This is a genomic window from Polaribacter irgensii 23-P (assembly GCF_000153225.1).
GTDB classification, from domain to species: domain Bacteria; phylum Bacteroidota; class Bacteroidia; order Flavobacteriales; family Flavobacteriaceae; genus Polaribacter; species Polaribacter irgensii.
The window spans coordinates 2,464,905-2,480,448 of the sequence record NZ_CH724148.1 but is presented as its reverse complement, the minus strand read 5'-3'; the positions used below and the strand labels follow the sequence as shown (position 1 = coordinate 2,480,448).

Annotated in this window: 12 protein-coding genes; all 12 read left to right on the top strand. The window is 33.6% G+C overall.

From position 1 onward, the window contains the following. Positions 1-17 precede the first annotated feature (17 nt). The 12 genes from priA to PI23P_RS10950 all read left to right on the top strand — a co-directional run bounded on the left by priA (position 18) and on the right by PI23P_RS10950 (position 15,528). Positions 18-2,462 (top strand): replication restart helicase PriA, encoded by a 2,445-nt coding sequence (gene priA, locus PI23P_RS11005; protein ID WP_026288493.1) that lies wholly within the window; start codon positions 18-20, stop codon positions 2,460-2,462. A 122-nt stretch (positions 2,463-2,584) separates the two neighbouring features. Next, the gene (locus PI23P_RS11000; RefSeq protein ID WP_004570934.1) at positions 2,585-3,142 is read left to right on the top strand and encodes an RNA polymerase sigma factor; all 558 of its coding nucleotides are present in this window, start codon (positions 2,585-2,587) and stop codon (positions 3,140-3,142) included. Continuing rightward, complete coding sequence (locus PI23P_RS10995) at positions 3,129-3,968, top strand: hypothetical protein (protein WP_004570933.1); 840 nt, start codon at positions 3,129-3,131, stop codon at positions 3,966-3,968. Before PI23P_RS11000 ends, PI23P_RS10995 begins: the two co-directional genes overlap by 14 nt. A gap of 31 nt (positions 3,969-3,999) precedes the next feature. Continuing rightward, on the top strand, positions 4,000-5,115 hold the full coding sequence (locus PI23P_RS10990) for a hypothetical protein (protein WP_004570932.1): 1,116 nt from the start codon (positions 4,000-4,002) through the stop codon (positions 5,113-5,115). A 588-nt stretch (positions 5,116-5,703) separates the two neighbouring features. Then, positions 5,704-6,789, top strand: coding sequence for an alanine dehydrogenase (gene ald / locus PI23P_RS10985; RefSeq protein ID WP_004570931.1), 1,086 nt, complete (start codon positions 5,704-5,706; stop codon positions 6,787-6,789). A 107-nt stretch (positions 6,790-6,896) separates the two neighbouring features. Next, on the top strand, positions 6,897-7,238 hold the full coding sequence (rpsF, locus tag PI23P_RS10980; protein WP_004570930.1) for a 30S ribosomal protein S6: 342 nt from the start codon (positions 6,897-6,899) through the stop codon (positions 7,236-7,238). A gap of 3 nt (positions 7,239-7,241) precedes the next feature. Continuing rightward, complete coding sequence (gene rpsR, locus PI23P_RS10975; RefSeq protein WP_004570929.1) at positions 7,242-7,538, top strand: 30S ribosomal protein S18; 297 nt, start codon at positions 7,242-7,244, stop codon at positions 7,536-7,538. 13 nt (positions 7,539-7,551) lie between these two features. Continuing rightward, positions 7,552-7,998 (top strand): 50S ribosomal protein L9, encoded by a 447-nt coding sequence (gene rplI / locus PI23P_RS10970; protein ID WP_004570928.1) that lies wholly within the window; start codon positions 7,552-7,554, stop codon positions 7,996-7,998. Between the two features lie 112 nt (positions 7,999-8,110). Further along, complete coding sequence (locus PI23P_RS10965) at positions 8,111-11,227, top strand: TonB-dependent receptor (RefSeq protein WP_004570927.1); 3,117 nt, start codon at positions 8,111-8,113, stop codon at positions 11,225-11,227. Between the two features lie 61 nt (positions 11,228-11,288). Continuing rightward, entirely contained in the window at positions 11,289-11,756 is a 468-nt protein-coding gene (locus PI23P_RS10960) for a DUF6495 family protein (protein ID WP_004570926.1), read from the top strand. Between the two features lie 133 nt (positions 11,757-11,889). Beyond that, positions 11,890-12,300 carry a response regulator gene (locus tag PI23P_RS10955; RefSeq protein WP_004570925.1) on the top strand — a complete coding sequence of 137 codons (411 nt, stop codon included), beginning with the start codon at positions 11,890-11,892 and terminating at the stop codon, positions 12,298-12,300. A 321-nt stretch (positions 12,301-12,621) separates the two neighbouring features. Further along, the gene (locus tag PI23P_RS10950) at positions 12,622-15,528 is read left to right on the top strand and encodes a PAS domain S-box protein (protein ID WP_004570924.1); all 2,907 of its coding nucleotides are present in this window, start codon (positions 12,622-12,624) and stop codon (positions 15,526-15,528) included. Positions 15,529-15,544: the final 16 nt, after the last annotated feature.

The following is a 15,544-nucleotide window of genomic DNA, read 5'->3' as shown; positions in this document are numbered from 1 at the left end:
AATTAAAAGTCACTTATTTGTCACATTTTATAGACCTCATATTGCCCATTCCAATTCAGCATACTTTTACGTATGCTGTATCTGAAGAAGAAGCTAATTTCCTACAAAAAGGAATGCGTGTGGCAGTTTCTTTTGGAAAGTCTAAAATGTACACAGGTTTGGTTCTTAATATTCACACCAATGCGCCTACTTTATATGAAGCTAAGGAAATTCATCAAATTTTAGATGAAAAGCCATTGGTAACTGCACGTCAATTAGAGCACTGGCAATGGATTTCGAACTATTATATGTGTGCATTAGGAGAGGTGTATAGGGCTTCATTACCTTCTGCATTTCTACTTGAAAGTGAAACCGTTATCTTCAAAAATGACGCTTTTTTAGATTCTGCTGTTCTAACAGACGATGAATTTCTTGTTTTTGAAGCCTTACAGCAGCAATCCCAGCTAACCATTCATCAAGTGGTTTCAATTTTGGGAAAGAAGAAAGTAATGCCCATTGTAAATGGTCTGATAAAAAAGTCTGCCATCGTTATTAAAGAAGAGATTTACGAGCAGTACAAGCCAAAACTGATAAAATATATTCGCCTTCATAAAAATTATACATCTGATGATTCCTTAGGAAATTTACTAGCAGAATTATCGAATGCAAAAAAACAACGAGAAGCAGTTTTAGGTTTTTTTCAATTGTTGACAACAAAGAAACCAATAAAAGCAAAAGATTTAGAAGAGAGAACGGGTGTTTCCGCCACTATTTTAAAATCGCTAGTTACCAAAGATATTTTTGAATTCTACCACATTCAAACGGATAGAGTACAATTTAAAGGAGAGACCAACGATTTAAAAGTTTTAAATGAATTTCAAGAGCAAGCACTTGCAGACATAAAAGAAACGTTTAAAGAAAAAGAAGTAACACTTTTGCATGGAATTACCAGTTCAGGGAAAACAGAGGTGTATACAAAATTAATTCAAGAGGTATTAGATCAAGGCAAGCAAGTATTGTTTTTATTGCCTGAGATTGCATTGACCACGCAAATTATTGTGCGTTTGCAATTTTATTTTGGAGAACAAATTTCTGTTTTTCACTCGAAATATTCAATTAATGAACGGGTAGAGGTCTGGAACAATGTTTTAGAGAACAAACCAAAAGCACGTATTATTTTAGGAGCAAGGTCTGCTGTTTTCTTGCCTTTTTCTAACTTGGGCTTAATTGTAGTAGACGAAGAGCACGAAACATCTTACAAACAATTTGACCCTGCCCCTCGTTACAACGCCCGAGATGCGGCAATTGTTTTGGCAAAAATACACGGTGCAAAAATCCTTTTGGGTTCTGCAACACCCTCATTAGAGACTTATTTTAATGCGCAGCAAAATAAATATGGTTTTGTGGAATTGAATAGACGCCACGGAAACGTACAACTGCCAAAAATTGAGTTGATTAATGTAAAGGAGAAGTTTAAGAAAAAGGAAATGAAGGGCCATTTTTCAGACAGACTTTTGGCTTTAATTCAAGAAGCTTTAGATTTGAAAGAACAGGTGATTTTATTTCAGAACAGACGTGGGTATTCTCCTGTGGTAGAATGTAAAACATGTGGAGTCTCTCCAGAATGTCCAAATTGTGATGTTACTTTGACTTTTCATAAGTTTAAAAACGAGTTGCGTTGTCACTATTGCAACTATCAGCGCGCAATGCCCAATAGTTGTGGTGCTTGTGGTAGCAATACATTAGATACCAAAGGGTTTGGAACGGAGCAGATAGAGTTGGAGTTGAAAGCACTTTTTCCATACTTTAAAATTGGTAGAATGGATTTGGATACTACCCGAGGAAAGCACGGTTATCAAAAAATAATTGGTGCTTTTGAAGCAAAAGAAATAGATGTTTTAGTGGGCACCCAAATGTTGTCTAAAGGTTTAGACTTTGAAAATGTTTCTTTGGTTGGCATTTTAAATGCAGATACCATGCTTAATTTTCCCGATTTCAGAGCTCACGAACGCGGCTACGACATGATGGTGCAAGTTTCTGGAAGGGCAGGAAGAAGTAAAAAGCAAGGACATGTTGCCATTCAAACGTACAATCCATTTCATCAAATATTACAGCAGGTGGCTACTACAAATTACACAGAAATGTATAAAGAACAGCTACAAGATCGTTGGCAATATAAATATCCACCCTATTATCGACTTATAAAGATTACTTTAAAACACAAGGACTATATCAAAGTCGATAGTGGGGTAAATTGGTTGTTTAAAGCTTTGTATTCCTCCTTTGGAGAGCATGTTTTAGGTCCTACTGCGCCTGTAGTATCTCGAATTCGAAATCAATACATTAAGAATATTGTCATTAAAATTCCTCCAAAACAAAGTTTAGCAAATACGAAAAGGCAGATTACTAAAATTAAAAATACGTTTGACGCTGTGGCAGATTTTAGACCGATACGGTTTATTATTGATGTAGACGCCTACTAATTTATAGACGTTTTCTTTTTTAATAAAATTTAAAGCTAAAAATTCTTTTTTTTCAAGCAACCTTTTTGCAAGTGTTGTAGTCTTTATATTTGTAAGGCATTTAAAAAAAGAAGTGAAGAGGATTGAAAATCATCAAATTACATAACGAAAAATTGCTTATCGAAAAAGCGATACAAAACAACAGGGATGCGCAACAGCAATTATTTGTGAAGCATTCTCCCAAAATGTTGGGAGTATGCAGGCAATATGTAAAAGATTTGCAACATGCGGAAGACTTGCTGTTGTCAGGTTTTTTAAAAGTATTTACTAAATTATCCACATTCAAACACGAGGGTAGTTTTGAAGGATGGATTAGAAGAATTATGGTAAATACCTGCATTTCATACCTGCGTATAAAGAGTTTTATCGAGGTATGTAACGAAGAATATTTTTTTAAGGATGCAGCTACAGAAAGTTTAGAAAACACTTCCGAAGAAGATATTCAGAGACTGATAGATAGATTGCCAAACGGTTATAAGATGGTCTTTAATTTATTTGCAATAGAAGGATATAAGCATTCAGAAATAGCACTGCAATTAGGCGTTTCTGAAAGTACTTCAAAATCGCAATTATGTAAAGCTCGGAAATTATTGCAAGAGAATTATATTAAAATGAATACACTCGCACATGAAAATAAATAAAACAGACAAAAACATAAGAGCGAAGTTTGAGCAAAGAGAGATTGTACCTTCCGTTTTTGCTTGGGAACGTTTGTCTGCACAATTAGACGCGCAACAAAGTTCGAAAACAGGCAATTGGCTTTATTATGCGCGGTATACAGCTACTATTTTAGTACTAATTTCTATTGGCATGTATTTGTTTTCTAACGATTTAAGAAGAGCGGTTCCGATGGATAAAGTTTTGGTACATCAGGCATTTGATACGGTGCAAATTTTACGCACTATTGGAAACGGTTTTAACAAGCCTCCTATTGAAAAGGTATCGGTAAAAACAATCATTAGTAAGAAGGTGCATTTGGAGGCAATTATTCAAGATAAGGGTCTTGCAAATCAGTTGACAGCAATAAAAGAAAAACAGAAAAACCGCAATAAGAAAACAGCGCTACGCAGTGTAATTACTGAGAATAAAGCAAATCAAAATATTGCTAATGTCCAAGAAAATAAAGTGGTTGTAAGCTTGATAACAGCGGAGACAATGGATAAAACTCCAATGCGGCAAAATACAAATAACAGCATAAAAGTAAATTTAGAAGACCTGTTGTACGCGGTTTCAAATGAACCGATGGGCAAAAGTGCATCAGTTAAAAAGAAGAGTGAGCGCGAAGTAAATTTTTTGGTAATTCTCCAAAAAGAACTAAAGAAAACAAGTTTGAAAGTAGACCCTCAAATTATTTTAGCGGAAGTAGAACAGACCATCAATGACGACTTTTTTGACAATAATTTTTTAAAAGCCTTAAAAAATAGAATTACTAATATTGCTGCGGCTGTAGCAAGTAGAAATAATTAAAAAGAACAACACCAACTTTAAAACTCAAAAAATGACAAAATTAATACTCTCTATTTTATTGTATTTGTTCGCTACAAATGCATTTATTGCACAAGAAAAAAGAATTTTTGAAAAAGAAGTTTTTGAAATTTCTAAAGAAATTGATGAAATCACAAAAAATCAGAAAGATTCTTTAAAAGTAAAGATAATTGCGATCGATATCCAGTTAAACAAGGGTGAAATTACAAAGGCCACATCAGAGATATTAAAGCGTGAAGTTGCGGCTTTTCACGCAAGAAAAATCGAAAATTTAGTAGGGGAGCAAGAACGGTTATTGCAACTATTGGTGCAAGATAAAACAAATGGTAAAATCGCTAGTTCGCATGCCTTTTTTGAGGACAAGGCAAGTAAGAATACATTTACTATTGGGAACAAGGTGCTACAGCTTTCATTTAAAGACAATGATGATAAAAATGAAGCGTTTAAAGCTAGTTCTAAAGAAGAGAAAAATCAGAAGGCAAGTAAGAGAACAAAAACACAATTTGTTTTTGCTGCGGGTTTAAATAATGTTCTTAATCATAATAAATTATCTTCTCTAAACAATTCTGAATATGAGTTTTGGCAATCGCATTTTTATGAATTGGGTTGGACGTGGAAAACGCGTTTAACGGAAGATCCTTCTCAGGTTTATTTTAAATATGGCGTTTCTTTTCTTTGGAATAATCTGCGATTAAAAGAGAATCGAGTTCATGTTAAAAATGAAGAGACGACAGAAGTTCAAATGTACGGAAATCAATTATCAGAGAGCAGATTAAGACATGTGCAGTTGAATTTCCCCATGCATTTCGAATGGGACTTGTCGAAAAACAAAATCTTTGATGACGGAGAAATTAAAGACAGAACAAATAAAGCAATGCGATTAGGTTTTGGTGGTTTCGTAGGCTTTAAATTGGGAACTAGGCAATATTTAGAATACTCGGATGCAAATGGTGTGGATATCGAAGAAGTACAATTGGATCATTTTAATATGAATACGATTAATTATGGATTGAGTGCCTATTTGGGATATACGTCTAAAAGTATATATGTAAAGTACGACTTGAATCCACTTTTTAAAGGGACAAGTATTCGAAATATTTCTATAGGAGTTCGGTTCGATTTTAATTAATGTTATCGCTAGAATTTTATTAAAAGTGTGGCTACAACCAATAAATATAAGATAGATATTTCCACATCATTGCGATTGTAGTTTTAGAGCATGCAGTTCTAAACTCAAAAATAAGTACTTCAGTTCACAGTAGAAAATCAAGTGTATACTCATTATGAAAATGAAGCTAGAACAGCGCTTCTTAAATGGAATAAATTTCGTGTTAAATGCAAACGAGGTTGAATTGGGGATTTCGTAATGATTGATTATTCGCGAATGATAGAAAATATATTGGTAAAATGAATGAAAAGATGACAGAATATTAAGATTTATTAGCAATTAAATCTAAAACAAAACGTACGTGCAATTGATGTAATGGTCGGTGTTTTTTTAATATGGATCTTAAATTAGCATCAAGGTTCATAAAATTTTAGAGAATAGATAGAACTGTTATGGATGCCCTAAAATTCGCGAATGATATTCTTGATTCCTCTTTTTTTTTATGTAGATTTTAATACAATCACAATAATTTGGAAATTAATTTTTTATTTATTTTTGTGAAACAAATCACAGTAAATTTACGTGCGTTTAACCCGTAAATTGTGAAAAATGAAAATTGGAATTCCCAAAGAAATTAAAAATAACGAGAGTAGAGTAGGCATGATACCCGCTGGTGTCTTTGAACTTACAAAGAAAAATCATGGCGTTTTTGTGCAGACAACAGCAGGAGAAGGAAGTGGCTTTTTCGACAAAGACTATATCGATGTGGGAGCAGTTATACTGCCAACGATCGCAGAGGTATATGCAAAAAGTGACATGATTATCAAAGTCAAAGAACCCATTGCATTGGAGTATCCATTGGTTAGAGAAAATCAGATTATCTTCACGTATTTCCATTTTGCTTCGAGCGAATCTTTAACAAAAGCAATGATTGCAAGTAAATCTATTTGTATTGCCTATGAAATGGTAGAAGATGAAGAAGGAACGCTTCCTCTGTTAACACCAATGTCTGAGGTTGCAGGAAGAATGGCGATACAACAAGGAGCAAAGTATTTAGAGAAACCAATAAAGGGAAGAGGTATTTTATTAGGAGGTGTACCTGGAGTTGCACCCGGGAAAGTATTGGTTTTAGGAGCTGGAGTTGTGGGTGTTCAGGCAGCTAAAATGGCTGCAGGATTAGGAGCACACGTTACAATAATGGATATTAGTATGAAGCGTTTGCGGTATGTAAATGATGTGCTGCCCAATCACGTAGTAACCGCTTTCTCTAATGAGTATGCAATAAGACAGCATATTAAAACACATGATTTAATAATTGGAGGGGTTTTGGTAAAAGGAGGAAAAGCACCAAAGTTAATTACTAGAGACATGCTTAATGAGATGAGACCAGGAACTGTTTTAGTTGATGTGGCAGTAGATCAAGGCGGTTGTTTTGAAACTACAAGACCAACCACACACGAAGATCCGACCTATATTATAGACGATATTGTACATTATTGTGTAGCGAATATGCCTGGAGCAGTGCCACATACTTCTACTTTAGCGTTAACCAATGTTACGCTCCCCTTTATCTTAAAGCTTGCTAATAATGGCTGGGAGAAAGCTTGTGAAATAGATCTATGTTTGTCTAAAGGATTAAGTATTGTTAAAGGTAAAGTGTGTTATGAAGAGATTAACGAAGCGTTCAATCTATAAATGAGGCAGCAATCTTTAAGCATACAAACATTTTGGATATTGTAGTAGTTATAACTAAAAAGTGCCTATATTTGCATCCTTAAAAATAAACAATTAAAATTTAATTTATGAATCATTACGAAACTGTTTTCATTTTGAATCCCGTTTTATCTGATACTCAGATAAAGGAGACAGTACAAAAGTTTAATGACTATTTGGTTTCTAGAGGTGCCGAAATGATTTCTAAAGAAGATTGGGGCTTAAAAAAATTAGCGTATCCAATTCAAAAAAAGAAAAGTGGTTTTTATCACTTGTTAGAGTACAAAGTTGCTGGAGAAGAGATTTCTGCATTTGAGTTAGAGTTTAGAAGAGATGATAGCGTAATGCGTTATCTTTCTATTAGATTAGACAAACATGCTGCTGCTTGGGCAAAAATTAGAACTGAACGTGTTAAATCTACTAAAAAATAAGAAATGGCAACGATAGAACAACAATCAAAAGGTGGAAAATCTGCTGACGTTAGATATTTAACGCCATTAGATATAGACACTAAGAAAGAAGCAAAATACTGTAGATTTAAAAAGAAAGGTATCAAGTATATCGACTATAAAGATGCAGACTTCTTAATGTATTTAGTAAACGAACAGGGTAAAATTTTACCAAGACGTTTAACAGGAACTTCATTAAAATATCAACGTAAAGTTGCGCAAGCAATCAAAAGAGCGCGTCATTTAGCGTTAATGCCTTACGTTGGAGATTTGTTAAAATAATAAAGCGTAGAACATGGAATTGATTTTAAGACAAGACGTAGAAAATTTAGGATTTAAAGATGATCTCGTAGCCGTGAAAAATGGATATGGAAGAAATTTTTTAATCCCGTCAGGACAAGCAGTTTTAGCAACTTCATCTGCGAAGAAAGTTTTAGCAGAGAATTTGAAACAACGTGCTTATAAAGAAGCTAAATTAATTGCAGATGCGAATGTAATCGCAGATGCAATTAAAGGATACGAAATTAAGATTGCATCTAAAGTGGGCTCAGGAGACAAATTATTTGGTTCTGTAAACAATATTGATGTAGCTGCTGCACTTGCAAAAGCAGGGACAAACTTAGATAAGAAATTTATTAAGGTTGTTGGTGGTTCTGTAAAGAGATTAGGTAAATACGAAGCATCTGTAAGATTACACAGATCTGTAGTTGCTGATATTACTTTTGAAGTGGTTTCAGAGTAGTTAACAAAATGTTAAATACTTGTTAAAAAAAAAAGTCTACTATTTATAGTAGACTTTTTTTTTGGTATATATTTACAGATATCTCAAATTAACAACCAAAAAAGTATAAAAAATGAAACAAAAGTTACTTATTTTATGTTCTCTAATTTTAATTTTTAGTTTTTCTGTGCAGGCACAAACAACAACTTCAAAAATTAGTGGAACGATTACAGAGGGTTCAGGAGCGGCATTATTTGGTGCCAATATTGTTGTTGTGCACACGCCTACAGGAACTGTGTCAGGGACAATAGCGCAGGATAATGGACGTTATCTGATTTCTAACTTAAGAATTGGAGGTCCTTATAACATCACGATTAGTTATGTGGGGTTTGAGAGTCAAAAAATTACAAATGTATTTTTGACGCTAGGGAAAACAACAAATATCAATGCAGTATTGTCAGATGACGCTAATATGTTGGATGAAATTGTGATCAGTTCTGGCAAAAACACTGTTTTTAACAATGGAAGAACAGGAGCGCAAACAAGTATTAAATCTAAAGATTTAAGAACGCTGCCAACGATTTCTCGATCTGCTGCAGATTTTACACGTTTAGATCCTGCTGCTTCCGGTGGCTCATTCGGAGGTAGAAATGATCAATTTAACAATTTCACCTTAGATGGGTCTATTTTCAACAACCCTTTTGGTCTTGACGCAGCAACTCCAGGAGGGCAAACAGCAGCTCAGCCCGTATCTTTAGATGCAATAGAACAAATTTCGGTTTCTTTAGCACCTTACGATGTCACTTTGTCTGGTTTTACAGGTGCTTCTGTAAATGCAGTAACAAAAAGTGGAACAAACGCAGTAGTTGGAACGGTTTATGGTTTCTTCAGGAATCAGGATTTTACAGGGGGAGCAATTAAAGGAGAAAATATATTTGTTCCTAAATTAAATCAATCTCAAGTAGGGGTTAGTGTTGGAGCTCCAATAATTAAGGATAAATTATTTGTTTTTGTAAATTTTGAAAAAGATGATAGATCTGATTTAGGGCAATCTTGGTTACCCAACACAGGCTCTAATGCGATTAATGAGTCAAGAGTTTTAAAAGCTGATTTAGAAGAAGTACAAAGTGCCCTCGCAGGAATTGGTTATGATACTGGTACTTATGAAGGATTTACACACAATTCTAACAGTACCAAAGGATTGTTTAAGTTAGATTGGAATATTAATAAAGACCACCGATTGTCTTTTGTCTATAATTTTTTAAATGCTTCAAGAGATTTGCCAGCACATCCAACGGCATTGGGTTTTAGAGGACCAAGTTCTCAAATGCTACAGTTTGAAAATACAGGATATCAGATAAACAACAATTTAAATTCTTTCTTAGTTGAATTAAATTCTTCAATTTCTAATAATATTACAAACAAACTGCAGGCAGGGTATACGCATTTTGATGATTTCAGAACTCCTAAGTCATCACCGATGCCAGCATTTAGAATTCAAGATGGTAACGGAGGAAATTATATTATTGCAGGGCATGAGCCATTTTCTATCAATAATAAATTAGATCAAAAAGTATTTCAAATTACAAATAATTTAAATATTACGAGCGGTGACCATAACTTTACAGTTGGTTTTTCTTTTGAAAAATTTGAATTTGATAATTCGTTTAATTTAGGAGCCTATGGTCTTGGAGATAGCAGAGGCTATGTTGGTGCTTTTGGTGGTGATTTTGCGAGTATGGATGCTTTTAGAGAAGGTATTTCTAATGGACTTTTAGCAGACGCTTCTGCCGGAGCTCTTAATACTTTTAATACCAATAATGCTAATGATTCTTGGGCATTAGCAGAAACAAATGTGGGTCAGTTTGCTTTTTACATGCAAGACGATTGGAATGTTAATGATGATTTTAAATTGTCTTATGGGGTTCGTTTTGACAAGCCTTTGTTTTTTGATTCGGCAGAAAAGGCACAAGAAGTAATTGACAAAAGCTTGTATTTACCAGAGACTCCATATACGAATCCGGCTACAGGAGAAACCGCTTTATTTGATTCTACACAAATGCCTAATAATAACTTTTTAATTTCACCAAGAATTGGTTTCAATTGGGATGTCAATGGGGATAGTACACTGCAATTACGCGGTGGTTCAGGATTGTTTACAGGTCGTTTTCCTTTTGTTTGGTTAGGGAATCAGATAGGAAATCCAAATGTATACTATTATCAGGTTGTAGACCCAAATTTTAAATTCCCACAAGTATGGAGAACAAGTTTTGGCGCAGATTTAAAGTTAAAAGATGGTACGATTCTAACAACAGACCTATCTTATACAAAAGATATTAATGGTTCTCATGTTCAAAATTGGGGGCTGAAAAACCCAACCGGTACGTTAGGTGGCGTTGATAATAGATCTATTTACAATGGTTCTGACAAAGGAAATAGTGCCTACGTATTTACAAATTCAGACAAAGGAAGAACATTAAATTTAACCTTTAAGGCGCAAAAAACTTTTGAGAATGGTTTGTATTTAATGGCGGCTTATAATTACTTAGATTCAAAAGATGTCAATTCAATAGAAGCAGAGATTACGGGTGATGCCTTTGATTTTAATCCTACTCTAGCGAATGTCAATAGTGCAACGTTAGCAAATTCGAAGTATGGTGATAAACATCGTTTTATTGGTGTGGCTTCTAAATCATGGAATTATGGTGCAAATAATAAATGGACTACCAGCGTTTCATCATTCTATGAGTTAGCACAAGGAGGTCGTTTTAATTATACATACGCGGGAGATATCAATAATGACGGTTCCAATTTAAATGATTTAATCTACATTCCTACGACTTCAGAAATTAGTGAAATGCAGTTTGCGAACGAAAATGACGGTGTCAATTTAGACAACTTTATAAAACAGGATGTTTATTTAAAAGGGAGACGAGGACTGTATGCAGAGCGGTATGCTGCATTAGCACCTTGGAGAGGAAAAATGGATGTAAAGTTCATTCAGAATCTAAAATTTAAAAATAATAACTCTTTGGAGTTTAGCATCGATATTTTGAATTTTGGTAACTTGTTAAATTCAGATTGGGGCTTAGTACAACAGCCAAATGCTGTGCAGCCAATTGGCGTTTCGGTAGATGCTGGTGGAACTCCTACATATAGTTTTAATTCGGATTTAAAAGAAACATTTGTATACAACTCTACTTTAATTTCGAGATGGCAAATGCAATTTGGATTGAGATATTCATTCTAATTTACTAAAAAAGTTAGATATTTGAACCGCCCATACAGGGCGGTTTTTTTTTTGACATTATATGAAATATAGACAGCTTACTACAGAACAATTTAAAGGGTTACACGAAGAATTTTCACTATTCCTAGCATCACAAAGTATTGATGCGAAAGAATGGAAGCAAATTAAGGAGAAAAAACCAGTGGTGGCAACAGAAGAAATGAATGTTTTTTCTGATGTTGTTTGGGATGACGTACTTACAAAGACTGCGTATGTTGAACATTTTTCAGAAAAATCAGTAAATTTATTTAAATGTGAAAACGAAGAGATCCATAGAATTGCTATAAAAATTAGTAAAGATATTAACTTATTGGAACAAAAAGGATTTGAATGGTTGATGCAAAATCCTTTGGACAACGCTGTTGAAATTTTTAAAGGTTCAAAACCTTACAAAGGGGAACGAAATATAGAAGTATTTGACTTGATAGAAAAAGGAAGTGTGATCTCTAAAGGAGAAATATTTGAGTATTTTAATGAATTGATTTCTTAAAAACCATTAAAACCTGCTTTTTTACCGCTCATCTTTACTTTTATGCCTCTTGTCTATATTTTAATTCGTTTCGTCAACGTTATAATTTATTGGGTTCGTAAACACCTATTTTCGCTAATAAGAAATTTTTTTTATGGAAAATATACTCAGCGTGTTGCTTATCGAGGACAACTTGATAGAAATCATGAAAATGGAAAGAACTATCTTATCGTTAGGATTAGAACACACAGTTAATGTGGCCAACAACGGTGAGGAAGCGCTGGAAATTTTAGAGGATGCGCTAAGATGGCCAGATTTAATTTTATTAGATCTAAATATGCCTAGAATAAGTGGATTAGAGTTTCTGTCAATCTTAAAAAATAACGAGCAGCTCAAGCACATTCCTACGGTTATTTTAACAACTTCTGACAATCAAAAAGACATTGAGGAATGCTACAGAATAGGCGTATCTGGATACATCGTAAAGCCCCTAAAATACAACGACTATATCGATAAAATTCAAAATGTATTGTCTTATTGGAGTATCAACGAAATAAAAAGTTAAAAAATATAATTACTACCTATTTTAGAGGTTATAGAAAATTCAGTCAAAACGTGTGGATGCAAGTGCTGTGCATTTCAAAACAAAATCTTGTGTATATTGAATTGCCTTAATAAATATAGAATTTTGCGAGGTATCTATTAAAATTTTGCAGACATTCTTTAACCGCAACACGTATTATGTAACTCGTTAAAAAAGTCTAAATTTATTAGTAAATTAGAAGTGGCGTTTGGATTTCAGAAAGAGATCAACCGGCCTATTGCCAACGTTTATAAAAGGAAATATAAAGACTGGAGATAAAAACTGATCATTAACAAAAAGGCAATGGACTCAGAAAAGAAAGGCAAAACCGAAAAATCGATTAAGAGAGTTGAAGCGGCCAGAAATGTTGCAGAAAAAAAATTAGAGGAGAAAATACAGGAGGTACTTCTTTTAAAAGGTGAATTAAAAAAGATTAATACGAAGTTAAAGCATATCATTACTCAAAAAAATCTTGCGTTAGAAGGTGCTTTCGAAAACATTAATGACGGCTACATTCGGACAGACCTTTCGGGGTATGTTGTTAAAATGAATGGCGTTGCTCTTGACTTTTTTGGATATGATAAAAATACACAAAGACTTTCTGCTACCGACTTAATCCATCCGGATGATTTGGCGTATGGAATCAAATTCTTTAGCACTTTATTTAAAGAAGCTGTATTTGCGAATTACAGAACTAGAGCGTTAACAAAAGAGAAACAAGTAAAGTGGATTCAGGTTAACGGGAATGTGGTGAAGGATCTCAACAATGAGCCAATTGGAGTGCAAGGAATTATTAGAGATATTACTGCTGAAAAAAAAGAGGAGGATTTACTTAAAGAGTCAGAGAATAGGTTAGCATTCCTTATTTTAAATTTAGATTACGGTGTGTTGTTAGAAGATGAAAAGGGTAAAATAATTTTAACGAACACTAAATTTTGTAAGCTCTTTCAAATTTCCCAATCACCAAGTTTTTTGATAGGAGTAGATTGTTTTGCCACCTTGGGAAATGTGAATCACCTATTCAAAGAATCAGAAGTTTTTAATGCCAGAGTGCGCAGTATTTTAGAGAAAAAACGACCGGTGATAGGAGACGAAATAACGATGGTTGACGGAACCATTTTAGAGCGGGATTTTATCCCAGTTTTACAAGGAGAGCGATACAAGGGGCACCTATGGACCTACAAAGACATCACCTTAAGAAAGAAGTATCGTAAAAGTTTGGAGGCTCAAAAATTGAAGTACAGCAGCATTATTGCGAATATGAATCTCGGTTTGATAGAAGTGAATACCGCGGATGAAATTGTAATGGTAAACCAAAGTTTTATGGATATGTGCGGTGCTTCTCAAAAGGAACTTTTGGGGAAAAAAGGGAAAGAGACATTTGAGCTCGTGAATGACATCGATCGTGTGAAAATAGAAAGTGATAAGCGCCATAATGGAGAATCTTCTTCCTACGAGATTAAAATAAGAAACAAAGGAGGAAGTTTTAGAAATTTATTAGTAAGTGGTGCGCCTAACTATGATCTCAATGGCGCAATCATAGGTGCTATTGGCATTCACCTAGATATTACAAAAGCGAAACAAAATGAGGAGTTACTCGCACAAAAAAAATATGAGTTGGATACAATTGTGCACAACACTTTTATGGGCATTGTTTTAACCAATCGTGGACGCATAATCAAAACCAACGCGACGATTCAAAATATGCTTGGATATACGGAGTTAGAATTAAGTAATTCTTCTATCAGTGACCTATCTTTTCCTGAAGATTCTGCATCTTTTAAGGCTTATATAAGACAGGTTAATTTGCGTAACACTGATAATTTTGTATTTACAAAGAGATACAAAAAGAAAGATGGCTCAGGTATTTGGACAAAAACAAATGTGAATATAGTTAGAGATAAAAATAGAAATATTAAACATCAAGTGGTGTTCATTGAAGATATTACTTCAGAAATAGAGAAAACATTGATCATTGATTTAATAAATAATTTAACCAAATCAATTTTAGATAAAACTGATATTACAGAGATTGCCTGGGAAATTGTAAACAATATTGCGGGTTATTTAGATTCAGATGATTGCGTTATTTATTTGGTAGATACTGAAAAAGAGATTATTGAACAGATTGCAGTCTTTGGAGATAAGTTAGCCGGTAAAAACAAAATTATAAATAAACTAGTACTCGCAAAAGGAAAAGGTATCGTGGGAAGTGTCGCAAATTCAGGAATATCCGAATGTATTAAAGATACTTCTAAAGACCCGCGGTATGTTATGGATCAAGAAAGGCGATTTTCAGAAATAACGGTGCCTATTATGAGTAATGGAAAAGCTATTGGCATTATTGATTCTGAACACAAACAAAAGAATCATTATACTGCCGAGCACATTAAGACATTGGAGAGTATTGCCAGTTTAGTTTCCATAAAGTTAACAACAGCGATCAGTATAAAAGAGCGTAAAAAAGTAGAAATAAAAAACGATCAACTTCTTAAAAAATTAGAAAAGAGTAATGATGAATTGGATGAATATGCACATACCGTTTCTCATGACTTAAAAACTCCTTTGCAAAGTATAGAGGCATTAGTTTCCTGGATTAAATCTGACAATAAAAAAAATTTAGATGAAAGTACACTAAAGAATATCTCTCTTATTGAAGACACATTAGAGACCATGAATCAGTTAATTACCAATATTTTAAAATACTCTATTGCAGGGACCGTATTGCACAAAGAAGAAAGTGTTGATTTAAATGAACTTCTTGAGGAGATAAAAAACACGCTAGTTATTCCAGAAAAATTCACCATTTATACCTCCTCAAATTTACCTATAGTAAAGGGAGATAAAACAAAGTTTCAACAATTATTCCAAAACTTAATAGTCAATGCTATTAAATTTAATAAAAAAGAAAAAGGTATTGTAGCAATAAATTGTATTGAAAAAGATTCATTTTATCAATTCTCGGTGAAAGATAATGGAATTGGGATTGAGAAAAAATATCATCATAAAATTTTTAAAATTTTCCATTCATTAAATAAAAATAAAGAATCTACTGGCATCGGTTTATCCATTGTAAAAAAAATAGTAAAATTATATGGAGGTGATATTTGGTTGGATAGTGAATTAAATAAAGGGTCCACTTTTTATTTTACTTTGAAAAAAAAAAGTGAAAAGAATGCATGGAAAAAAAGCACAAGAACACTGGAGTAAATTTTAATAGTTGCAA